This window comes from Streptomyces sp. NBC_01381 (assembly GCF_026340305.1).
Taxonomy (GTDB): Bacteria; Actinomycetota; Actinomycetes; order Streptomycetales; family Streptomycetaceae; genus Streptomyces.
Genome location: NZ_JAPEPI010000002.1, coordinates 1,383,286 through 1,406,944 on the forward strand (window position 1 = coordinate 1,383,286; position 23,659 = coordinate 1,406,944).

General features: G+C 70.2%; 15 protein-coding genes. 12 read left to right on the forward strand and 3 right to left on the reverse strand.

The genetic code is table 11. The features are described from left to right. The first annotated feature begins 1 nt into the window (after position 1). The 5 genes from OG453_RS27980 to hflX all read left to right on the forward strand — a co-directional run bounded on the left by OG453_RS27980 (position 2) and on the right by hflX (position 7,029). Positions 2 to 463 (forward strand): hypothetical protein, encoded by a 462-nt coding sequence (locus tag OG453_RS27980; RefSeq protein WP_266871283.1) that lies wholly within the window; start codon positions 2 to 4, stop codon positions 461 to 463. A 75-nt stretch (positions 464 to 538) separates the two neighbouring features. Further along, positions 539 to 1,453: a diaminopimelate epimerase gene (gene dapF, locus OG453_RS27985; protein WP_266871284.1), complete on the forward strand. Its 915-nt coding sequence runs from the start codon at positions 539 to 541 to the stop codon at positions 1,451 to 1,453. Between the two features lie 142 nt (positions 1,454 to 1,595). Beyond that, a complete protein-coding gene (locus OG453_RS27990) occupies positions 1,596 to 3,740 on the forward strand; it encodes a bifunctional (p)ppGpp synthetase/guanosine-3',5'-bis(diphosphate) 3'-pyrophosphohydrolase (RefSeq protein ID WP_266871285.1) in 2,145 nt (714 codons plus the stop codon). A gap of 121 nt (positions 3,741 to 3,861) precedes the next feature. Then, positions 3,862 to 5,358 (forward strand): M1 family metallopeptidase, encoded by a 1,497-nt coding sequence (locus tag OG453_RS27995; RefSeq protein WP_266871286.1) that lies wholly within the window; start codon positions 3,862 to 3,864, stop codon positions 5,356 to 5,358. Between the two features lie 171 nt (positions 5,359 to 5,529). Continuing rightward, positions 5,530 to 7,029 (forward strand): GTPase HflX, encoded by a 1,500-nt coding sequence (gene hflX, locus OG453_RS28000; RefSeq protein ID WP_266871287.1) that lies wholly within the window; start codon positions 5,530 to 5,532, stop codon positions 7,027 to 7,029. Positions 7,030 to 7,138: 109 nt separating this feature from the next. Here hflX and OG453_RS28005 read toward each other — a convergent pair whose 3' ends face one another. Together OG453_RS28005 and OG453_RS28010 are read right to left on the reverse strand one after the other, a co-directional pair. Continuing rightward, positions 7,139 to 8,353, reverse strand: coding sequence for a serine protease (locus OG453_RS28005; RefSeq protein ID WP_266871289.1), 1,215 nt, complete (start codon positions 8,351 to 8,353; stop codon positions 7,139 to 7,141). A gap of 241 nt (positions 8,354 to 8,594) precedes the next feature. Next, positions 8,595 to 9,836: a serine protease gene (locus tag OG453_RS28010; protein ID WP_266871290.1), complete on the reverse strand. Its 1,242-nt coding sequence runs from the start codon at positions 9,834 to 9,836 to the stop codon at positions 8,595 to 8,597. Between the two features lie 415 nt (positions 9,837 to 10,251). Here OG453_RS28010 and OG453_RS28015 point away from each other — a divergent pair, with 415 nt between their 5' ends. The 5 genes from OG453_RS28015 (at position 10,252) to OG453_RS28035 (ending at position 18,681) form a co-directional block, all read left to right on the forward strand. Further along, on the forward strand, positions 10,252 to 11,688 hold the full coding sequence (locus OG453_RS28015) for a diaminobutyrate--2-oxoglutarate transaminase family protein (protein WP_266873155.1): 1,437 nt from the start codon (positions 10,252 to 10,254) through the stop codon (positions 11,686 to 11,688). Positions 11,689 to 11,914: 226 nt separating this feature from the next. After that, positions 11,915 to 13,759 carry an IucA/IucC family siderophore biosynthesis protein gene (locus OG453_RS28020; RefSeq protein ID WP_266873156.1) on the forward strand — a complete coding sequence of 615 codons (1,845 nt, stop codon included), beginning with the start codon at positions 11,915 to 11,917 and terminating at the stop codon, positions 13,757 to 13,759. A gap of 36 nt (positions 13,760 to 13,795) precedes the next feature. Beyond that, positions 13,796 to 14,614, forward strand: coding sequence for a GNAT family N-acetyltransferase (locus OG453_RS28025; protein WP_266871291.1), 819 nt, complete (start codon positions 13,796 to 13,798; stop codon positions 14,612 to 14,614). A gap of 58 nt (positions 14,615 to 14,672) precedes the next feature. Further along, positions 14,673 to 16,619, forward strand: coding sequence for an IucA/IucC family siderophore biosynthesis protein (locus OG453_RS28030; RefSeq protein ID WP_266871292.1), 1,947 nt, complete (start codon positions 14,673 to 14,675; stop codon positions 16,617 to 16,619). Between the two features lie 40 nt (positions 16,620 to 16,659). Continuing rightward, positions 16,660 to 18,681, forward strand: coding sequence for an ATP-dependent DNA helicase (locus OG453_RS28035; protein WP_266871293.1), 2,022 nt, complete (start codon positions 16,660 to 16,662; stop codon positions 18,679 to 18,681). Positions 18,682 to 18,758: 77 nt separating this feature from the next. Here OG453_RS28035 and lexA read toward each other — a convergent pair whose 3' ends face one another. Beyond that, on the reverse strand, positions 18,759 to 19,544 hold the full coding sequence (gene lexA, locus OG453_RS28040; RefSeq protein WP_135333994.1) for a transcriptional repressor LexA: 786 nt from the start codon (positions 19,542 to 19,544) through the stop codon (positions 18,759 to 18,761). Positions 19,545 to 20,038: 494 nt separating this feature from the next. On the opposite strand from lexA, the gene nrdR reads away from it, so the two are divergent. After that, positions 20,039 to 20,581, forward strand: coding sequence for a transcriptional regulator NrdR (gene nrdR / locus OG453_RS28045; protein ID WP_266871294.1), 543 nt, complete (start codon positions 20,039 to 20,041; stop codon positions 20,579 to 20,581). Between the two features lie 135 nt (positions 20,582 to 20,716). Then, a complete protein-coding gene (locus OG453_RS28050) occupies positions 20,717 to 23,614 on the forward strand; it encodes a vitamin B12-dependent ribonucleotide reductase (RefSeq protein ID WP_266871295.1) in 2,898 nt (965 codons plus the stop codon). Positions 23,615 to 23,659 lie beyond the last annotated feature (45 nt).

Consider the following 23,659-nt stretch of genomic DNA (forward strand, 5'->3'; position numbering starts at 1 on the left):
GATGGCGATGGAGGCCGGCCCTCGTGACACCGCACATGACGGCGGCGAGCTGACCCCCGACGGGCCCGACGCGGCGCTTGACGGCGTCACCGATGACGGGCCCGGCGCGGACGAGATGGCCGCCGCCGAGGTCGAGGTCGAACTCCGCCCGCAGCGTCGGCTGCGCATCTGGCAGCTCGCGCCGATCGTCGTCCTCGCCGCGGCGGGCTCGCTGATGTTCGCCTTCCCGCTGGCCTTCGAGTTCGGTGACGGCGGTGCCGTCGTCGCGATGCTCGGACTCCTGATCAGCTGCTGCGCGGCGGGCTGGGGAATGATGGCCGCGCGCCGCGTCGGGCACACCTGGCCGGGGCTGCCCGAGCGTGGTTCCGGTAAGCGCCCCGACTGGCGCGTCGTCTCCGCGTACGCCCTGGTGTTCCTGGCCGCCGCGGTCCTCGCCGTATGGCGGGTCGCGCGCCTTCGCTGACGGCGTCGTACGAGGTCAGGGCCTATCCGGCGACCGCCGGGGCAGAGTGTCGTAGCCACCCCGTACGATCGAGGAATGAGCACGCGGATCGCTTTCCTCAAGGGGCATGGGACCGAGAACGACTTCGTGATCGTCCCCGACCCCGACAACGCCATCGAGCTGTCCCCGGCCGCCGTCGCCGCCCTGTGCGACCGCCGCGCGGGCATCGGGGGCGACGGTCTGCTGCACGTCGTGCGGTCCGCGGCGCACCCCGAGGCACAGCATCTGGCGGACCGGGCCGAGTGGTTCATGGACTACCGCAACGGCGACGGTTCGATCGCCGAGATGTGCGGCAACGGAGTGCGCGTCTTCGCCCGCTACCTGCAGCGCGCGGGACATGCCGGCGAGGGTGATCTGGCCGTCGCGACCCGTGGCGGCGTGAAGACCGTGCACATCGCCAAGGCCGAGGCCGGCGGGGACATCACCGTGGGCATGGGCAAGGCGATCCTCCCCGAAGGGGACGTCACCGTCTCCGTGGCCGGCCACCACTGGCCCGAGCGCGACCTGGACGTGGCCGACCACCTCTGGCCGGCGCGCAACGTGAACATGGGCAATCCGCACGCCGTGGCCTTCGTGGACGACCTCGACGAGGCGGGCGCCCTGCTCGCCCCGCCGCCCTTCAGCCCGGCGTCCGCGTACCCGGGCGGCGTGAACGTCGAGTTCGTGGTCGACCGAGGCCCGAACCACGTCGCCATGCGCGTCCACGAGCGCGGCGCGGGCGAGACCCGCTCGTGCGGCACGGGCGCGTGCGCCGTGGCCGTGGCCGCCGCCCGCAGGGACGGCGTGGACCCGTCGGCCACCGGCACGCCGGTGACGTACACCGTAGACCTGCCCGGCGGGCGCCTGGTGATCACCGAGCGCCCCGACGGCGAGATCGAGATGACCGGCCCCGCAGTGATCGTCGCCGAAGGCGACATCGACGCGGACTGGCTCGAAACAGTAATCCCGTGAACTGTCGCTCGAATGGGTGATCCGTTTCACGCTCGGCGAGAGGCGGTCAGCGGCGCGTGATGGGCTCGGTAGCATCAAGCACCGGCCCGGACGGACCATGCTGTCGTCCGCTCACCGCCGGTCGGAGCAGCCGGAGGTGCCCATGAGTGCGGAGGCCACAAACCCTGCGATGCCTGGTCCCGTGACGCCCGGAGCACAGCGCAGGCGCGGTCGCCCGCGGCTTGACCTGCGCAGGCTCGGCCGGGCGGCCCTCATGGGAGGGGCCACGCGTGACCGGCTTCCGGACGCGATCGGCCATGTGGCGGAAGCCCATCGCGCCCACTACCCGGACGCGGACCTGGAGCCGCTGCGCCGCGCGTGGGTCCTCGCCGAGTCCTCCCACCGCGGCCAGATGCGCAAAAGCGGTGAGCCGTACATCACACATCCGCTCGCAGTGACGCTGATCCTCGCCCAACTGGGCGCGGAAATCACGACTTTGACCGCGTCGCTGCTCCACGACACCGTCGAGGACACGGATGTGACGCTCGATCAGGTGCGTACGGAGTTCGGCGACGACGTCTGCTATCTGGTCGACGGCGTCACCAAGCTCGAGAAGGTCGACTACGGAGCGGCCGCCGAGCCGGAGACCTTCCGCAAGATGCTCGTCGCCACCGGCAACGACGTACGCGTGATGTCGATCAAGCTCGCCGACCGTCTGCACAACATGCGCACGCTCGGCGTCATGCGCCCCGAGAAACAGGCGCGGATCGCCAAGGTGACCCGGGACGTGCTGATTCCGCTCGCCGAACGGCTCGGCGTACAGGCGCTCAAGACCGAGCTGGAAGACCTCGTCTTCGCGATCCTCCACCCGGAGGAGTACGAGCAGGTCAAGTCACTGATCGCGGCCGACGCCGAGCGGGAGGGCGACCCGCTGGAGGAGACGGCCGACGACGTACGAGGAGTGCTGCGCGAGGCCGGCATCACCGCCGAAGTCCTCATCAGGCCACGGCACTTCGTCTCCGTCCACCGTGTGCACCGCAAGCGCGGCGAGCTGCGCGCGGCGGACTTCGGGCGGCTCCTGGTGCTGGTGAACGAGGACGCGGACTGCTACGGCGTCCTCGGCGAGCTGCACACATGCTTCACGCCGGTCGTCTCGGAGTTCAAGGACTTCATCGCCGTACCGAAGTTCAACCTGTACCAGTCACTGCACACCGCCGTGGCCCGCCCCGACGGCGAGGTCGCCGAAGTCCTCATCCGTACGCACCAGATGCACAACGTGGCCGAAGCGGGCGTCGTCGCCCTGCGCAATCCCTACGCTCCTCCTTCGGAGGAGCAGTCCGACTCCGCTTCCGGTGACGCCGTGGACGACGGTGAGCGCGCCGACCCGACCCGGCCCGGCTGGCTCTCCCGGCTCCTCGACTGGCAGCAGGCGGCCCCCGACCCGGACACGTTCTGGTCCACGCTGCGCGAGGACCTCGCCCAGGACCGGGAGATCGCCGTCTTCCGCCCCGACGGCGGCACGCTCGGACTGCCGGCGGGCGCGACGTGTGTGGACGCCGCCTACGCCCAGTACGGCGAGGACGCCCACGCCTGTATCGGCGCGCGCGTCAACGGCCGCCTGGCGACGCTCAGCACGGTCCTGCGGGACGGTGACACGGTGCAGCTGCTCATGGGGCAGGACGTGGCGTCCGGGCCCTCACGGGAGTGGCTCGACCACGCCCGCACCCCGGCCGCCCGGATCGCCATCCGGCGCTGGCTCACCAGTCACCCCGCGCCCACCTCTCAGGCCGCTCCGCCAGAGCAGCCGGCGCCCGCGCCCCCGCAGCAGCCCGCCGACTTCCCCCGCCCCGCCGCGGCGAACGCCGTCGTGGACCGGGAGGGCGCGAGCGTCCGCCTCGCGGGCTGCTGTACGCCCGTACCGCCCGACGAGGTGACCGCCTTCGCCGTGCGCGGCGGCGTCGTGACCGTGCACCGCGTCGAGTGCCCCGCGGTCGCGCGCATGAAGGAAGTGGGGCGCGCGGAGGTCGGAGTGCGCTGGGGGGACAGCGCGGGGTGCCGGGTGACGCTGACCGCCGAGTCGTTCGGGCGGGCGCATCTGCTGGCCGACCTCACCGAAGCCATCGCCCTGGAGGGCGTCGAGATCATGTCGGCGACCGTCGAGCCGCCGAGCCAGCAGCGTGTGCGCCACACGTACACGCTGCAACTCCCGGACGCGGCAGGCCTGCCCGGCCTGATGCGGGCGATGCGCGCGGTGCCCGGCGTATACGACGTGAGCCGTGCGCAGCATCCGGCGGCGGCCACTTCGTAGCGGGCGGCAGACGCCAATCGGCGTCTGCCCGACGGCCGCCGGGGAGGCATCCGAGACTCGTTCGGGTGGCATGGCGCGCGCCGACACCGGTGTCGAAGCCCCGCGCTGATAGCGGTGGTTCATGCTGCTCACCCCCCGGGTCAAGGCCGCACGGCCGAAGACCCTCCGCATCGCGACCGCGCTCCTTGCCGCGGTCACCTCCGCCACCCTGCTCGCCGCGAGCGCGCCGTCACCGGCCACTCCACTCGGCATCGGCGACCCGCTCTTCCCGCACCTGGGGAACCCCGGGTACGACGTCGCTTCGTACGACATCTCCTTCGACTATCGCGGCGACAACAAGAAGCCGCTCGAAGCCATGACGGTGATCGACGCCCGCGTGACGTCCCCACTGGAGCGGGTCAATCTCGACTTCGCGCACGGCAAGGTCCGCTCCGTCGCCCTCAACGGCGCACCCGCCCGCTTCGCCTCCACCGGTGAGGACCTGGTCGTGACGCCGCAGCGGCCGCTCGGCCAGGGCGACTGGATGCGGATCACCATCCGCCACACCAGCGATCCCACACCCGGGAAGAACCAGGAAGGCGGCTGGGTGCGCACGGAGGACGGGCTCGCCATGGCCAATCAGGCCGATGTCGGGCACCTGGTCTTCCCGTGCAACGACCACCCCGCGGACAAGGCGCGCTTCACGTTCCATGTGACGGCCCCCAAGGGACTCACCGCCGTCGCGAACGGCCTCCCCATGGGGCAGACGCGGAACGCGGGCAGCACCACCTGGGCCTACCGATCCCACCACCCGATGGCGACCGAACTGGCCCAGGTGTCCATCGGCCGCTCCTCCGTAGTGCACCGCTCCGGGCCGCACGGTCTCCCCGTACGCGATGTGGTGCCCACCAAGGACCGCCAGAAGTTGGAGCGCTGGCTGGAGAAGACGCCGGACCAGATCGGCTGGATGGAGGAGAAGGTCGGCCGCTACCCCTTCGAGACGTACGGCGTGCTGATCGCCGGGGCGCGGACCGGCTTCGAACTGGAGACGCAGACACTCTCTCTCTTCGAGAGAGACCTGTTCACACGGCCCGAGTTCCCCGAGTGGTACGTGGACTCGATCATGGTGCATGAGCTGGCGCACCAGTGGTTCGGCGACAGCGTGAGCCCGCGGTCCTGGTCCGATCTGTGGCTCAACGAAGGCCACGCCACCTGGTACGAGGCACTCTTCGCCGAGGAGAAGTCGGGGAAGCCGGGGGCGTCGCTCAAGAAGCGGATGCAGGAGGCCTACCGGCAGTCGGACGTCTGGCGTGCGGCCGGCGGGCCGCCCGCGGCTCCGAAGAAGCCCGCGCCGGGGCAGAAGATCAGCATCTTCCGCCCTGTCGTGTACGACGGCAGCGCCCTGGTCCTCTACGCGCTCCGGCAGGAGATCGGGAAGGACGCCTTCGACCGCCTTGAGCGGGAGTGGGTGCGCACCTACCGGGACGGGAACGCGGCCACCGCGGACTTCGTGCGCCTCGCCTCCGAGAGCGCGGGGCGCGACCTGGGCGGATTCCTCGACGCCTGGCTGTACGGCGCGAAGACGCCGCCGATGCCCGGGCATCCGGACTGGCGTAAGGCCGCTCCCGCCGGGAAATAACCCATGTGACGAGACGGGCCGTTCCGTGCAACCATCTTCTGGTCGGCGTCGCGGCCCGTTCGGGAGAACCCTTCGGGGGAATCTCAGGGTCGACGCGGGTCGGCCCGGGGAATCCCGGGACGGCCCCGAGCGTTGACGACTATGACGGAATCCCATCGACGTAAGGATCCAATGACCTCCTCTTCTTCCCCTTCCCAGGACGCGCAGAGCCTCGCGCAGAACTACCCCGAAGGTCTTCGGGCCGATGCCCTGATGGAAGAGGACGTCGCCTGGAGCCACGAGATCGACGGAGAGCGGGACGGCGAGCAGCTCGACCGCTCCGAGCGCGCGGCTCTGCGCCGTGTCGCGGGCCTCTCCACCGAGCTCGAGGACGTCACCGAGGTCGAGTACCGACAGCTCCGCCTGGAGCGTGTGGTGCTCGTCGGCGTGTGGACCTCGGGCACCGTGCAGGACGCGGAGAACTCGGTCGCCGAGCTCGCCGCCCTCGCGGAGACCGCGGGCGCGCTCGTGCTCGACGGAGTCATCCAGCGCCGTGACAAGCCCGACCCGGCGACGTACATCGGATCGGGCAAGGCCCAGGAGCTGCGTGACATCGTCCTCGAGACCGGGGCCGACACCGTGGTGTGTGACGGTGAGCTGAGCCCCGGCCAGCTGATCCACCTCGAAGACGTCGTCAAGGTCAAGGTGGTCGACAGGACCGCCCTGATCCTCGACATCTTCGCGCAGCACGCCAAGTCCCGAGAGGGCAAGGCGCAGGTCGCCCTTGCCCAGATGCAGTACATGCTTCCCCGCCTGCGCGGCTGGGGTCAGTCGCTCTCCCGTCAGATGGGCGGCGGCGGATCCAGCGGTGGCGGCGGCATGGCGACCCGTGGTCCCGGTGAGACCAAGATCGAGACGGACCGCCGTCGGATCCGCGAGAAGATGGCGAAGATGCGCCGGGAGATCGCGGAGATGAAGACGGGCCGCGACATCAAGCGCCAGGAGCGCAAGCGCAACAAGGTGCCTTCGGTCGCCATCGCCGGTTACACGAACGCGGGCAAGTCCTCCCTGCTCAACCGACTCACGGGCGCGGGAGTCCTGGTGGAGAACGCGCTGTTCGCCACCCTCGACCCGACCGTGCGCCGGGCCGAGACGCCGACCGGCCGGATCTACACCCTGGCCGACACCGTCGGGTTCGTCCGGCATCTGCCGCACCACCTCGTCGAGGCGTTCCGCTCCACGATGGAGGAGGTCGGCGAGTCCGACCTGATCCTGCACGTGGTGGACGGTTCGCACCCGGTGCCGGAGGAGCAGCTGGCCGCCGTGCGCGAGGTGATCCGCGATGTGGGTGCGACCGACGTACCCGAGATCGTGATCGTCAACAAGGCGGACGCGGCCGATCCGCTGGTGCTCCAGCGGCTGCTGCGCAACGAGAAGCACGCGATCGCGGTGTCCGCGCGTACGGGCGCCGGCATCGCCGAGCTGCTCGCGCTGATCGACGACGAACTGCCGCGGCCCGAGGTCGAGATCGAGGCCCTCGTGCCGTACACGCAGGGCCAGCTCATCTCGCGGGCGCACGCCGAGGGCGAGGTGCTCTCCGAGGAGCACACCGCCGATGGCACGCTGCTCAAGGCGCGGGTGCACGAGGAACTGGCGGCGGATCTCACGCCGTACGTTCCGGTCGCGAGCTGAACGCGGGCTCCGGCAGGCGTAGTTCACGCATCGGCTGACACGGCGAAGGCCCGCCCCCTTTCGTAGGGGGCGGGCCTTCGCCGTGTCAGGTTCGACGTGCGAGGTGCGGCTACTTGGAGCCGTACTTCTTGCTCATCATGTCGTAGACCTGCTGGGCACCCTTGCCCAGCTGCGGTCCGGCGAGCCAGGTGTTCTCGGCCGGGCCGATCGAGGTGTTCGAGACCAGCTTCATCTTGTCGCCCACCATCCGGAACCAACCGCCACCGGACGAACCGCCGGTCATGGTGCAGCCGATGCGGTACATCGTCGGCTGGGCGGAGGTCAGCGAGAGACGGCCCGGCTTGTCGATGCACTTGTGCATGATCTGGCCGTCGTACGGCGGGGCGGCGGGGTAGCCCCAGGCGCCCATCGAGCTCACGCTCGGCGCCGACGGAGTCGTGAAGTCGACGTCCAGCGCGGCACCGACCGTCTCCTCCAGGGACTTGGAGCCCTGCTCCGGCTTCACGTGCATCACGGCGTAGTCGTACGGCGCACCGGCACCGCCCGAAGCGGCACCCTCGTCGATCCACTCGGCGGACGTCGAGACCCAGTCGGCCCAGTACTGGCCGTAGGGGGCGATCTCCTGTGGCGCGGCGTTCTGCAGCTCGGCCTCGGACTTGCCCAGGTCGTTGTACGCGGGCACGAAGGTGATGTTGCGGTACCAGCCACCGGCGGAACCGGCGTGCACGCAGTGGCCCGCGGTCCACACGAGGTTGGACTTGCCCGGGTTACGGGGGTCCTTCACGACGGTGCCGGAGCAGACCATCGAGCCCTCGGGGGAGTCGAAGAAGATCTTGCCGACCGGGGCGGCGTTCTCGTGGTACGGCGTCTTCTCGCGCTTGGCCTTGACCGGCGACGGCTCGGGGTCCGTCGTGCCCTGGTCGGCTGCGGCGTCCTTCGCGGCGATCGTCTTGTTCGGGTCCTTGGCCTTCGTCATGCGCTCGGGCTTCCACAGCCCGTCGATGACCGGGTTGACGAAGTCCTTGGCCTCGCGCAGCCAGTCCTCCTTGGCCCAGTTCTTCCAGGCCCCGTCCTTCCACTTGTCCGGGTCGATGCCGTGCTCCTTGAGCCGGTCGGCGATGTCGCCGGGCAGCTGGGCCTCGGAGCCGGTGTCGGAACCCTTGTCGGCGCCCTGCGAGGCGCCGGAGTCGGCCTTGTCGCTGGCCTTGTCGTCGCTGGGGCCGCAGGCCGTGGCGGTGAGCGCCAGAGTCGCGGCGAGCCCGGTCGCGGCGAGTGCGAGACGCCGCCCGCGACTGCGCGCGAAGGGCGCACGAGTGGAACGCATGCTGGTGTAAACCCCCGAATAGAGCGTGTAATTGCCATGTACGTGTCACATGCGGGCGTGGCTGCTCCGGGAGCCCCACGCCGACGCAACACCCCACTATGCCTGGGCGATTGAGGACGAACGCAGGCGGGGTCGTGAAGGTTTCCGGCAACCCCGTCGCCGACGCCGGCCCGTGTACGCCAGGCGACCTGGGACGCGCGGCTGACGACCCGCGGTCGTCGGCCGGGCGTCCTTCGCGCGACTACTGGCCGGCGAACTTCTTGCTGACCGCGCTGTAGATGCCCTTGGCCTCCTTGCCCAGGCGCGGACCGGCCAGCCAGCCTGCCGTCACCGGACCGATGGAGGTGTTGGACACCAGGGCCGGCTTGCCGTCCGAGCCCGCGGCGACCCAGCCGCCGCCGGAGGAACCGCCGGTCATCGTGCAGCCGATGCGGTACATCGTCGGGTCGGGCTTGCTGATCGAGAGCCGTCCCGGCTTGTCGGCGCACTGGAACGCCTTCTGGCCGTCGAACGGCGGAGCGGCCGGGTAGCCGGTCGCCGTCATCTTGTCGATCTGGGGCACCGCCGGGGCGTTGAAGTCCACCGGAAGCGCCGAACCGACCTGCTCCTCGAGGGACTGGCCCTCCTTGCCCTTCTCGGGCGTCACGTGGATGACCGCGAAGTCGTACGGCGCACCCGTGCCGCCCGTCGGGCCGCCCTGCTCGATCCACTGGTCGGAGGTCTGCGCCCAGTCACCCCACCAGACGCCGTACGGAGCGACCTCTTCCTTGGGGGCGTTCTGCAGCTCCTCGACCGACTTGCCCGTGTTGTTGTACGAGGGCACGAAGGCGATGTTGCGGTACCAGCCGCCCTTCGCACCGGCGTGCACACAGTGGCCCGCGGTCCACACCATGTTGGACTTGCCCGGGTGGGCGGGGTCCTTGATGACGGTGGCGGAGCAGACCATCGAGCCCTCGGGGCCGTCGAAGAAGAGCTTGCCCGACTCGGGAACCGCGTCGTGGTACGGGGTCTTCACGGCCGCCGCGTCCACCGGCTCGGGCGTCGGGTCGGTCACGCCCTGGTCGCCGGAGATGTCGTTGTCGTCGACGCCCCGGTCCGGGTTCTTGTCGGCGTCCCGCATCCGGTCCGGGTCCCACAGGCCGTCGATGATCGGGTTGACGTAGTCGCCGGCCTCGCGCAGCCAGTCGTCCTTGTCCCAGTTCTTCCAGGCCCCGTCCTTCCACTTGTCCAGGTCGATGCCGTGCTCCTTGAGCCGGTCCTGGACGTCGTCCGGGATCTGGACCTTGCCGTCGCCGCCGTCGTTGCCGCCGTCGGAGGGCTGGGACGCGGACGGATCGTCACCCGCGTTGTCCTCGCTCGGGCCACAGGCCGTCGCGGTGAGAACCAGCGCCGCGCCGATCGCGACAGCGGCCGCCACAGGGGAGGTTCTGCTGCGCGCGCTCCTCCCACGACGAGCGGTGTTGAGCGGGCGTATGGGTCGCATAGAGAGATTCCCCCTGGGCTTCGAAATGGTTCCACATGCCGGACACCGTGCGTCATTTGGCGCGTTCTGCGCCGTATGACCCGGCGCTGAACATCCTGTTGCCGGTGAACGGCACCTCAGACTATGCCGGTGCCGTAGGGGACTGCCGACGGAACGGCAACGGTTCCGTCACGGCAAGGATCTTCCGATTACCCGTGATCCCCCGCATCCCCCGTCGTTGGTACGTACGGGGGACTCGCGGCCTGCGTTCAACTCCCCTGCCAACTCGTCGGCGCACAAGCCCAGACCGAGTGGGACGTGCGCATTCCCAGCGGGAGGACCAACAGTCGTGGCCGTGACCGAGCCTGCGCCCGCGGCGGTTTCCGCGGCACCGTCCGTAGGGCGTTCCGAGGCGCACTCCGCCGCACACGAGGGGATCCTGCGACGCCAGTCGGCGCGCGAGTCGGCGGCGCGCACCTATGCGCGCGCCCTGCCGATCGTGCCCGTACGGGCACGCGGTCTCACGATCGAGGGTGCCGACGGACAGCGCTATCTCGACTGCCTCTCGGGAGCGGGGACGCTGGCCCTCGGTCACAACCATCCGGTGGTGCTCGAGGCGATCAGGAAGGTCCTCGACTCGGGGGCGCCCCTGCACGTCCTCGACCTGGCCACACCGGTCAAGGACGCCTTCACCACGGAGCTGTTCCGCACGCTGCCCCGCGGGCTCGCGGACCGTGCGCGCATCCAGTTCTGTGGCCCCGCCGGCACGGACGCGGTGGAGGCCGCCCTCAAACTCGTGCGGCTGGCGACCGGACGCGGCGGCATGCTCGCCTTCACCGGCGCCTACCACGGCATGACGGCGGGGGCGCTCGAAGCATCCGGCGGTGCATCGGACGTACGGGTCGCGCGGCTGCCCTATCCGCAGGACTACCGCTGCCCGTTCGGGATCGGCGGGGCACGCGGGGCCGACCTCGCGGCCCGCTGGACCGAGAGCCTCCTCGACGACACCAAGTCGGGTGTGCCGGCACCGGCCGGGATGATCCTCGAGCCGGTGCAGGGCGAGGGCGGAGTGATCCCCGCCCCCGACGGCTGGCTGCGCCGGATGCGCGAGATCACCGCCGCACGCTCCATCCCGCTCATCGCGGACGAGGTCCAGACGGGCGTCGGGCGCACCGGCACCTTCTGGGCCGTCGAACGCAGCGGCATCGTCCCCGACGTGATGGTGCTGTCCAAGGCCATCGGCGGCAGCCTGCCGCTGGCCGTCGTGATCTACCGCGACGACCTCGACGTCTGGCCGCCCGGCGCCCACGCGGGAACCTTCCGCGGTAACCAGCTCGCCATGGCGGCCGGCGCGGCCACCTTGGCGTACGTCCGCGAGAACCACCTCGCCGAACGTGCCGCCACCCTCGGCACCCGCATGCTCACCCAACTGCGGTCCCTGGCCGACGAACACCCCTGCGTCGGCGACGTCCGCGGCCGAGGCCTGATGATCGGCGTCGAACTGGTGGACCCGACCGGTACGCCGACCGATGCCCCGACGGCCGCGCCGACCGCCCACCGGCCCGCCGGAGAGCGACCTGGCGGGGAGGCCGAGGCGGACGCGATGGCGGCTGCGGGCTCGGTCGCCGGGGCGGACCCCGGGCCGGAGGCGGCGATGGACCGCTCGGCGCGGCCGCTGCCCCCGGCACCCGAACTGGCCGCCTCCGTACAGCGGGAATGCCTGCGCCGCGGCCTCATCGTCGAACTGGGCGGACGGCACTCCAGCGTCGTACGACTCCTCCCTCCTCTCACCATCACCGACGAACAGGCGGCCGCGATCCTCGACCGCCTCGCCGACGCGCTGACCGCGGCGGCGCGCTCGCACCACGGATGACCACGTCCGACGCGGAGCGCCCTCGGCCGGCCACGAGACAACAGCACAGCTCCAGCCCGTCCCCACGGAGCCCGAACGACCCCACAAGGAAGCCCTCTTGAACGCCACCCCCGCATCCGAAGGCCAGCCCCGCCCCCACGCCCCAGGAGCGTGCGGCACGCAAAATTCGCTGGTGGCAGAGCACAGCACGGTCCCCCGGCAGAAGAGCGGCCGGGAGGCCGAGCACCTGCGCGGTGCGACCGCCGACCTGCTGGAGCACCCCGATCCGCACACGGCGGCGCAGATCGCGGCCATCGAGAACCTCTTGCGCTGCTGGGTCCGCGAGAACGACCTCCCCGCCCCTGAGCACGGAGCGCTGCGCATTCCCCTCGAAGCCAGCGGCACGGCACTCCTTGTCCCCGTGCACTACTGGTCGGCGACAGGCTGGCACCGCTTCGGCCTCCCGTACCTGGAAGACGGTCCTCAGAGCGCGCCCCCGGCCGACGCCGTCACCGTTGCCGCCCTCCTGGGCCGTGAGACCAGCCACACCGAGGACGCCGCCCCGGGCGAGGAGGCACTCCCCGGCCCCGGTCCCGGCACCGGCGATGTACGGGACCCCGGCGACGTCAGCGGCACCAGCGGCGGAGACCTCGTGGGCCGTGTCGCCGACTCCGTACGGCGCACCGCCACCTTCATCGCGGAACGCCGCAACAACCCCGGCGACGAGCCCGACCGCTTCCTCGCAGCCGAACAGTCCCTGCTCCTCGGCCACCCGCTGCACCCCACCCCGAAGAGCCGCGAGGGACTCTCCGACACCGAATCCCGGCTCTACTCACCCGAGTTGCGCGGCGCCTTCGCCCTCCACTGGCTAGCTGTCGACCCCTCCGTGCTCGCCGCGGACTCGGCCTGGACGGAGCGCGGCCGCACCCTCCCCGCCGAACAGCTCACCGCCCGCCTCGCGGGCCCGGACCTGCCGCTGCCGGACGGCCGCGCCGCCCTGCCCCTGCACCCGTGGCAGATGCGTGAGCTCAGCCACCGCCCCGCGACCGCCGCACTCCTGGAAGCCGGACTGCTCCAGGACCTCGGACCGCACGGCGCACCGTGGTACCCCACCTCCTCCGTGCGCACCCTCTACCGCTCCGGCGCCGCCGCCATGCTGAAGCTCTCGCTCGGCCTGCGCATCACCAACTCCCGTCGTGAGAACCTCCGCAAGGAACTCCACCGCGGCGTCGAGGTCCACCGGCTGCTGCGCAGCGGCCTCTCCGAGCAGTGGCAGGCGGTCCACCCCGGCTTCGACGTCATCCGCGACCCGGCGTGGCTCGCCGTGACCGACTCCGACGGCACGCCCGTCACCGGGCTCGACGTCATGATCCGGCACAACCCCTTCGGCCCCGGCGACGACGCCACCTGCATCGCCGGCCTCGTATCGCCCAGGCCGTCGCCGCACGCCACCGGGCAGGAGCGCCCCCCGATGCGCTCCCGGCTCGGCGAGCTCGTCACCCGCCTCGCCGGACGGACGGGCCGCCCCCGAGGAGCCGTCGCCACGGAGTGGTTCCTGCGCTACCTGGAGAACGTCGTACGCCCCGTGCTCTGGCTGGACAGCGAGGCCGGTGTCGCCCTGGAGGCCCACCAGCAGAACACGCTCCTGCTGCTCGACTCGGACGGCTGGCCCGTGGGCGGCCGATACCGTGACAACCAGGGCTACTACTTCCGCGAGTCCCGCCGCACCGAGCTCGACCAGCGGCTCCCCGGCATCGGTGAGCACAGCGACACGTTCGTCTCCGACGAGGTGGCGGACGAGCGCTTCGCCTACTACCTCGGCATCAACAACGTCCTCGGCCTCATCGGAGCCCTCGGCGCCCAACGACTCGCCGACGAGGGCCTGTTGCTCGCCGCGTTCCGCCGCTTTCTCGGCGAGGCCGCCTCCGGAAGCGACCCGCTGCGCACCCCACTGCCCGCCCTGCTCCTCGACTCACCCGTACTGCGCTGCAAGGCCAACCTGCTGACCCGGCTGCGCGGTCTCGACGAGCTCGTGGGCCCGGTCGACACCCAGTCCGTCTACGTCACCATCGCCAACCCCCTGCATTCCTGAGGAACATGCCCCACCCTTTCTGAGAGGAGCGACGCCGTGCCTCCCACCGACGCGAGCACCGACGCCGGAACGGATTCCGCGACCGACTGCGCCACCGGCTCCGCCATCGAGTCGGTCACCGCCGACCGGGCCGACGGCCAAGACACCCTGGACCTGCGCCTCCCGGACGAGCTCATCGCGCTGCTCGCCGCGAGCGGTGAGGACGGCGCACCCTCCGGACGCATCGGGGGCGATGCGCGCACGGCGGACCGCGCCCCGACGCGCCCGTCCGCGTCGCCGGTCGACGACCTGCTCGACGGTGTCGGTGACTGGGGCCCCGCGACCACCGACGCCGGTGTCTTTCAACTCGTCCCCGTACGCATCGAACGCGATCTCCCTCTCATCAGCCGGTGGATGAACGACCCCGCCGTGGCGGCGTTCTGGGAGCTGGCCGGCTCCGATGCCGTCACGGAGGCCCATCTGCGCCGCCAACTGGACGGCGACGGACGCAGCGTCCCCTGTCTCGGCGTCCTGGAGGGCACGCCGATGAGCTACTGGGAGGTCTATCGCGCGGACCTCGACGCCCTGGCCCGTCACTATCCGGCCCGCCCGCACGACACCGGTGTTCACCTCCTCATCGGCGGTGTCGCCGACCGCGGCCGAGGGCTCGGCACCATCCTGCTGAGGGCCGTCGCCGATCTTGTGCTCGACCATCGCGCCTCGTGTGCACGCGTCATCGCGGAACCAGACCTGCGCAACACCCCCTCCGTCTCAGCCTTTCTGAGCGCCGGCTTCCGCTTCGCCGCCGAGGTGGATCTCCCCGACAAGAGAGCGGCGCTCATGGTCCGTGACCGGGCCCTGCGCGCTGTGCTCTGACCCGTTCACTCTTAGTACACCGCCCGACCTGATCCGGTTCCCTCCTCGAGGAGTCCCCGTGCCGAATCCGTCCCTCCCGCCGACGCCCCTTCCTCCGACGGCCGTCCCTCCGGCGTCCCGCGAGCCCTCCGCCCTCTACGACCCACCCGAACTGACCCCGGACCGGTGGATGCGGGGCGGCCGCCGCCTGCTCGCCAAAATGATCGGCGAGTTCGCGTATGAGGAGATCATCGAGCCCGTCCCCGCCGTCCCTGGCCCCATCCCCGCCGACCGCGACCCCGATCCCGGCCCTGGCCCCGGCGACGCGGACAGCTACAGCCTCCGCCTGGACGGGCCGCAGGCCGAGGACGATGGCCACGCCCGACCACCGGCCCTGGCCCCCCGTCTCACCTTCCGTGCCCGCCGCGGCTCGTACGGCAGTTGGCACGTCGATCCCGACAGCCTGACCCTGACCGAAGGCGACGGACCGCCGCGTCCCTTCGGCGACCCTCTCCGCTTCCTCGTGGAGACCCGCCGGACCCTCGGAATCGACGGCGCGACCCTCGGCCACCTCATCCGCGAGCTGACCGTCACGCTCGCCGCCGACGCCCGGCTCGACCGGACGGCGCTCACCGCGGCCCAGCTCGCCGAACTCGGCTACGCGGAACTCGAAGGGCATCAGACCGGCCACCCCTGGCTCGTCCTCAACAAGGGCCGTATCGGCTTCTCCGCGAGTGACGCAGCCCGCTGGGCGCCCGAGGCCCGCCACGCCGGGCCGCTTCCCTGGATCGCGGTCCACACCGATCTCGCCGCGTACCGAGGCGTCGCCGGCCTGGACACGGCGGAGCGGCTCTACGACCGTGAACTCACAGCGGCCACAAGGGAGTCCTTCGCCAACATACTCAGGGCGCGCGGCCTCGACCCGCAGAAGTACCTCTACCTGCCGGTGCATCCATGGCAGTGGAACGACGTCGTGCTGCCGCTCTTCGCCCCTTCGGTCGCCGCGGGCGCGATCGTGCCTCTCCCCACCGACGGCGACGTGCGGCTGCCCCAGCAGTCCATTCGTACGTTCCTGAACACGTCCCGCCCCGACCGCCACACCGTCAAGCTCCCGCTGTCGGTGCTCAACACCCTGGTGTGGCGGGGCCTGCCCACGGAGCGCACCCTCGCCGCCCCCGCGGTCACCGCCTGGATGCACTCCCTGCGCGACGCCGACCCCTTCCTGAGGGACGAATGCCGGGTCATCCTGCTCGGCGAGGTCGCGTCCGTGACCGTGGAACACCCGCTGTACGACGGACTTCCCGAAGTCCCGTACCAGTACAAGGAACTCCTGGGCGCCATCTGGCGCGAACCGATCACCCGCCACCTCGCTCCCGGTGAGCGCGCACGAACACTCGCCTCGCTGCTGCACACCGACCCGCACGGCAGAGCCTTCGTCGCGGAGCTGGTCGCCCGGTCGGGGCTGCCCCCCGATATCTGGCTCCGGCGCCTCTTCGCCGCCCTGCTGCCGCCGCTCCTGCACTTCCTCTACCGGTACGGCACCGTGTTCTCCCCTCACGGGGAGAACGCCATCGTCGTCTTCGACGACAAGGACGTACCGGTCCGGCTCGCGGTGAAGGACTTCGTCGACGACGTCAACGTCAGTGCCACGCCCCTGCCGGAGCACGCGTCGATGCCGGACGACGTCCGCGACGTCCTGCTCACCGAGCCCCCCGGCTTCCTCACCCAGTTCATCCACTCCGGCCTCTTCGTGGGCGTCTTCCGCTACCTCGCCCCGCTGTGCCAGGAACAGCTGGGGATCTCGGAGTCCGCCTTCTGGTCCGCGGTCCGGGCGGAGATCCTGCGCCACCAGGCACGCGCGCCGGAGCTCAAGGAGCGCTACGAGATGTTCGACCTGCTCACCCCACGCATCGAGCGGCTGTGCCTCAACCGGAACCGGCTGCACCTCGACGGGTACCGGGACCGCCCGCAGCGCCCGCACGCCGCCGTGCACGGCACCGTGCCCAACCCTCTCCGTCAGCCGTGATCGTGGAGTTGTCAGTGGGGCCCCGTAGGCTGGACGCGCTATGACGAAGCCCTCCCTCCCCGAGCTCCTGCACGCCGCCGTCACCGCTGTCGGCGGCACGGAGCGGCCTGGCCAGGTCACCATGGCCGAGACCGTCGCCGAGGCGATCGACGACGGTTCCCACCTGCTGGTCCAGGCCGGCACCGGCACGGGCAAGTCCCTCGGCTATCTGGTGCCCGCGCTCGCGCACGGGGAGCGGGTGGTGGTCGCGACGGCCACCCTGGCGCTGCAGCGCCAGCTCGTGGAGCGTGATCTGCCGCGGACGGTGGACGCGCTGCATCCGCTGCTGCGACGTCGGCCCCAGTTCGCCATGCTGAAGGGCCGTTCCAACTACCTGTGCCTGCACCGCCTCCATGAAGGCGTGCCGCAGGAGGAGGAAGACGGTCTCTTCGACCAGTTCGAGGCCGCGGCCCCCACCAGCAAGCTGGGCCAGGATCTCCTGCGGATGCGCGACTGGGCGGACGAGACCGAGACCGGCGACCGGGACGACCTCACTCCCGGTGTCTCCGACCGCGCCTGGTCCCAGGTCTCCGTCTCCTCCAGGGAGTGCCTCGGAGCGACGAAGTGTGCCTACGGAGCGGAGTGCTTCGCCGAGGCGGCGCGCGAGCGGGCCAAGCTCTCCGAGGTCGTCGTCACCAACCACGCCCTGCTGGCGATCGACGCCATCGAGGGCGCCCCCGTCCTCCCCCAGCACGAAGTGCTGATCGTGGACGAGGCGCATGAGCTCGTCTCGCGCGTCACCGGCGTGGCCACCGGCGAGCTCACTCCGGGCCAGGTCAACCGGGCGGTGCGCCGCTCGGCCAAGCTGGTCAACGAGAAGGCCGCCGACCAGCTCCAGACCGCCTCCGAAGGCTTCGAGCGGCTGATGGAGCTGGCCCTGCCCGGCCGCCTCGAGGAGATCCCCGAAGACCTCGGGTACGCACTGATGGCCCTGCGGGACGCTGCCCGCACGGTCATCTCGGCGCTCGGCTCCACCCGGGACAAGTCCGTCCAGGACGAGGACGCCGTACGCAAGCAGGCCCTCGCCGCCGTCGAGTCGATCCACGACGTGGCGGAGCGCATCACGAACGGTTCCGAGTACGACGTCGTCTGGTACGAGCGGCATGAGCGCTTCGGTGCCTCGCTCCGGGTGGCACCCATGTCCGTATCGGGCCTCCTGAGGGAGAAGCTCTTCAGCGACCGTTCCGTGGTGCTCACCTCCGCCACCCTCAAGCTCGGCGGTGACTTCAACGGAGTGGGGGCGTCGCTGGGCCTGGCCCCCGAGGGCACTCAGTCCGAGGACGCGCCGGCCTGGAAGGGCCTCGACGTCGGCTCGCCCTTCGACTATCGCAAGCAGGGGATCCTGTACGTCGCCCAGCACCTGGCCCGTCCGGGCCGTGAGGGCACGCGCAGCGACATGATCGATGAGCTGGCCGAGCTGATCGAGGCGGCGGGCGGTCGCACGCTCGGCCTGTTCTCCTCCATGCGTGCGGCACAGAACGCCGCCGAGGAGCTGCGGGGCCGGCTCGACATGCCCATCCTGCTGCAGGGCGAGGAGACGCTGGGCGAGCTGATCAAGAACTTCGCCGCGGACACGAAAACGTGTCTCTTCGGCACGCTGTCGCTGTGGCAGGGCGTCGATGTGCCGGGTGCCAGCTGCCAGCTGGTGGTCATGGACAAGATTCCGTTCCCGCGTCCCGACGACCCGCTGATGAGCGCCCGCCAGAAGGCGGTGGACGACGGCGGCGGCAATGGCTTCATGGCGGTCGCCGCGACGCACGCGGCACTGCTCATGGCACAGGGCGCGGGGCGGCTGGTGCGTGCCTCCGGGGACCGTGGCGTGGTCGCCGTCCTGGACCCCCGTCTGGCCACCGCGCGCTACGGCAGCTATCTGCGGGCCTCGCTGCCCGACTTCTGGTACACGACTGACCGCAATCAGGCCCGCCGCTCGCTCGCCGCGATCGACGCGGCGGCCAAGGCGAAGGCTGACGCCCCCGGAGACTCTGACGCTTCCGGAGACTCCGAAGACTCTGACGAGGCGTAGTTCCCTCACCGCCCCCAGACGCAGCAGGGCCCCGGAACCGGCGCAGTTGGTCCCGGGGCCCGGTCAGGGGCACAGGCTCACACCCGTCGCAGCACCGCCACCACCTTGCCGAGGATCGTGGCCTCGTCACCGGGGATCGGCTGGTACGCGGAGTTGTGAGGCAGCAGCCACACGTGCCCGTCCTCGCGCTTGAAGCGCTTGACCGTCGCCTCGCCGTCGAGCATGGCGGCGACGATGTCGCCGTTCTCCGCGACCGGCTGGCGGCGGACCGTGACCCAGTCGCCGTCACAGATAGCGGCCTCGATCATCGAGTCACCGACGACCTTGAGGACGAAGAGCTCGCCGTCGCCGACGAGCTGGCGGGGGAGCGGGAAGACGTCCTCGACCGACTCCTCGGCGAGGATCGGGCCGCCTGCCGCGATGCGGCCGACGAGCGGGACGTACGACGCGGCGGGCTTGCCGGCCGTGTCGGTGGGCTGGCTGCTCGGCTGGTCCGAGCCCCGCACCTCGTACGCGCGCGGACGGTGCGGATCGCGGCGCAGGAAGCCCTTGCGCTCCAGCGCCATCAGCTGATGGGCGACCGACGAGGTGCTGGAGAGGCCGACTGCCTGCCCGATCTCCCGCATCGACGGGGGGTAGCCACGCCGTTGCACGGAGTCCCTGATGACCTCGATGACACGGCGCTGCCGGTCGGTGAGTCCCGAGCTGTCGGCGCGGATTCCTGGAGGTCGGCCCGGCAGGGAGCGTGTGGGCTTGGGCCCCTCCTGGTTCGTGGCTGCGTCATTCATGGCATGCACCGGCTCGAGTCGGCTCTGTGAGCGGTCCTGGGCAGTGATGGTGGCACTGTCTGCGGTGGTGGTCACGTCGGTCGGCCCCTCTCGAGATGTTCTCCCTAGTTAGCCAACGGTAGTTGCTTTCGAAAGGTTGCGCCAAACACACGTTCGAGTGAAAAATCGCAGATTGCCTGCCGTGATCATGTGTCTGGGTGTATGGCTAACGTTCGGGCCGAATGGCATTTCGGTTCATTACGGTACGCTTCACCGTCGGGGTCGTGACTCCCTCAGCGGGGTCCCCATACTGCCACTCGGTGCCCCGTCAACCCGGCACCGGCCCCCTCTTCGTGCGGCGCGCGCGGCGCGCCCAGCTGCCGGCGAGCGGTCGTGCGTGCGCGACACGCGATGGTGCCGAATTTGCGGCCAAACCCCAGATCTAGTGGTTGGATTGCCACCGCAGCCCAGAAGTTGTGGTCCCTGGTCCTTCCGGGGCTCGGGCATCGCCTATGCTTGGGGCTGCTTCGAGGGCCTCATGGGCCCGTTGAGGCCTATAAGTCGTGCCGTGAAGGAGGGTTGGGAGTTTCATGCACTGCCCCTTCTGCAGGCACCCCGACAGCCGCGTAGTCGACAGCCGCACCACGGACGACGGCACGTCGATCCGCAGGCGCCGTCAGTGTCCCGACTGCTCCCGTCGTTTCACGACCGTGGAGACGTGTTCGCTGATGGTGGTCAAGCGCTCCGGCGTGACCGAGCCCTTCAGCCGTACCAAGGTCATCAACGGCGTACGCAAGGCGTGCCAGGGGCGGCCGGTGACCGAGGACGCCCTCGCGCAGCTCGGCCAGCGGGTCGAAGAGGCGGTGCGCGCCACCGGCAGCGCCGAACTGACCACCCATGACGTGGGTCTGGCCATACTCGGTCCGCTGCAGGAGCTGGACCTCGTGGCCTACCTGCGATTTGCCTCCGTGTACCGAGCTTTCGATTCACTTGAGGACTTCGAGGCTGCCATCGGGGAGCTGAGGGACCAGCGGCTCGACGTTGAGCCGCAGGACGCCGGCGGGGAGCGTGGCGTGAACTGCGGGCCCGGAGGGACTGTCGAAGTCCCCGTGCCCGCCACCGCCGCGGACTGACCGGCCCGCCGGCCGACGCCGGCGAACCAGACCTGTTGCGGGTGACCTTTGCGGGATCCGCAGCACAAGACACACACCGTGCCACGGGAAGAACGTGGCACTTCAGGGCGTTTTAGCCTGTTACAGGGAGGCGGCATGACCGAGACGACGAGCGGCCCGGCACGAGGTTCCCGAGCCAAGGGATCCAAGGCCAGCAAGGGTCTGCGTATCGAGCGCATCCATACGACGCCCGGCGTGCATCCGTACGACGAGGTGGTCTGGGAGCGCCGAGACGTCGTCATGACCAACTGGCGCGACGGCTCGGTCAATTTCGAGCAGCGTGGCGTCGAGTTCCCCGACTTCTGGTCGGTGAACGCGGTCAACATCGTCACCAGCAAGTACTTCCGCGGGGCCGTTGGCACCCCGCAGCGCGAGACCGGCCTCAAGCAGCTGATCGACCGCATCGTGAAGACGTACCGCAAGGCCGGCGAGGACTACAACTACTTCGCCTCGCCCGCGGATGCCGAGATCTTCGAGCACGAGCTGGCGTACGCGCTCCTGCACCAGATCTTCAGCTTCAACTCGCCGGTCTGGTTCAACGTCGGTACGCCCCAGCCGCAGCAGGTCTCCGCCTGCTTCATCCTGGCCGTCGACGACTCCATGGAGTCGATTCTCGACTGGTACAAGGAAGAGGGCATGATCTTCAAGGGCGGCTCCGGCGCCGGCCTGAACCTCTCCCGCATCCGCTCCTCCAAGGAGCTCCTGTCCTCGGGCGGCAACGCCTCGGGTCCGGTCTCCTTCATGCGCGGTGCCGACGCATCCGCAGGAACGATCAAGTCGGGCGGCGCCACGCGTCGCGCGGCCAAGATGGTCATCCTCGACGTCGACCACCCCGACATCGAGGGCTTCATCGAGACCAAGGTGAAGGAAGAGGAGAAGATCCGCGCCCTGCGTGACGCGGGCTTCGACATGGACCTGGGCGGCGACGACATCACGTCCGTCCAGTACCAGAACGCCAACAACTCGGTCCGTGTGAACGACACGTTCATGAAGGCGGTCGAGGAGGGCGGGAAGTTCGGCTTGACGTCCCGCATGACGGGCGACGTCATCGAGGAGGTCGACGCCAAGTCGCTCTTCCGCAAGATGGCCGAGGCCGCCTGGGCCTGTGCCGACCCCGGCATCCAGTACGACGACACCATCAACGCCTGGCACACCTGCCCGGAGTCCGGCCGGATCAACGGCTCGAACCCGTGCAGCGAGTACATGCACCTGGACAACACGTCCTGCAACCTCGCCTCGCTGAACCTGATGAAGTTCCTGAAGGACGACGGCAAGGGCACCCAGTCCTTCGACGCCGAGCGCTTCGCCAAGGTCGTCGAGCTGGTCATCACCGCGATGGACATCTCGATCTGCTTCGCGGACTTCCCGACGCAGAAGATCGGCGAGAACACCCGCGCCTTCCGCCAGCTGGGCATCGGCTACGCCAACCTCGGCGCCCTGCTGATGGCCACCGGTCATGCGTACGACTCCGAGGGCGGCCGCGCCCTCGCCGGCGCCATCACCTCGCTGATGACGGGCAGGTCGTACAAGCGCTCCGCCGAGCTCGCCGCGGTCGTGGGCCCGTACGACGGCTACGCCAAGAACGCCACGCCGCACAAGCGCGTCATGAAGCAGCACGCCGACGCCAACGCCGCGGCCGTCCGCATGGACGACCTGGACACCCCGATCTGGGCCGCCGCCACGGAGGCCTGGCAGGACGTCGTCCGCCTCGGTGAGAAGAACGGTTTCCGTAACTCCCAGGCCTCGGTCATCGCCCCGACCGGCACCATCGGTCTCGCGATGTCCTGCGACACCACCGGCCTTGAGCCCGACCTCGCCCTGGTCAAGTTCAAGAAGCTCGTCGGCGGCGGCTCGATGCAGATCGTCAACGGCACCGTGCCGCAGGCCCTGCGTCGCCTGGGCTACCAGGAGGAGCAGATCGAGGCGATCGTCGCCCACATCGCCGACCACGGCAATGTGATCGACGCTCCCGGCCTGAAGACCGAGCACTACGAGGTCTTCGACTGCGCCATGGGCGAGCGTTCCATCTCCGCGATGGGTCACGTCCGGATGATGGCGGCCATCCAGCCGTGGATCTCCGGTGCGCTCTCCAAGACGGTCAACCTCCCGGAGACGGCCACCGTCGAGGACGTCGAAGAGGTCTACTACGAGGCCTGGAAGCTGGGCGTCAAGGCGCTCGCGATCTACCGCGACAACTGCAAGGTCGGCCAGCCGCTCTCCGCCAAGAAGAAGGACGACGAGAAGGCGGAGATCACCGAGAAGACCGAGGACACGATCCGTGCCGCGGTCGAGAAGGTGGTCGAGTACCGCCCCGTCCGCAAGCGCCTTCCCAAGGGCCGCCCGGGGATCACCACCTCCTTCACCGTGGGTGGCGCCGAGGGCTACATGACCGCCAACTCCTACCCGGATGACGGTCTGGGCGAGGTCTTCCTGAAGATGTCCAAGCAGGGCTCGACCCTCGCGGGCATGATGGACGCCTTCTCGATCGCGGTCTCGGTCGGTCTGCAGTACGGCGTCCCGCTGGAGACGTACGTCTCGAAGTTCACGAACATGCGCTTCGAGCCGGCCGGCATGACGGACGACCCGGACGTGCGGATGGCGCAGTCGATCGTCGACTACATCTTCCGCCGCCTGGCGCTGGACTTCCTGCCCTTCGAGACCCGGTCCGCGCTCGGCATCCACTCGGCCGAGGAGCGTCAGCGTCACCTGGAGACCGGTTCGTACGAGCCGTCTCTCGACGAGTCCGAGGTCGACGTCGAGGGCCTGGCCCAGTCCGCGCCGCGGCAGACCGAGTCGCTGAAGGCGGTCGCCGCGCCGAAGGCCGAGGCCGAGAAGCCCGCTCCGCAGCAGGCGCACACCAGCGCCGAGCTCGTGGAGATGCAGCTGGGCATCCAGGCGGACGCACCGCTGTGCTTCTCGTGCGGGACGAAGATGCAGCGCGCGGGATCCTGCTACATCTGCGAGGGCTGCGGCTCGACCAGCGGTTGCAGCTGATCCGCTGAGCTAGCCCGGTGAGGGGGCAGGCGGGGCCTACGGGCT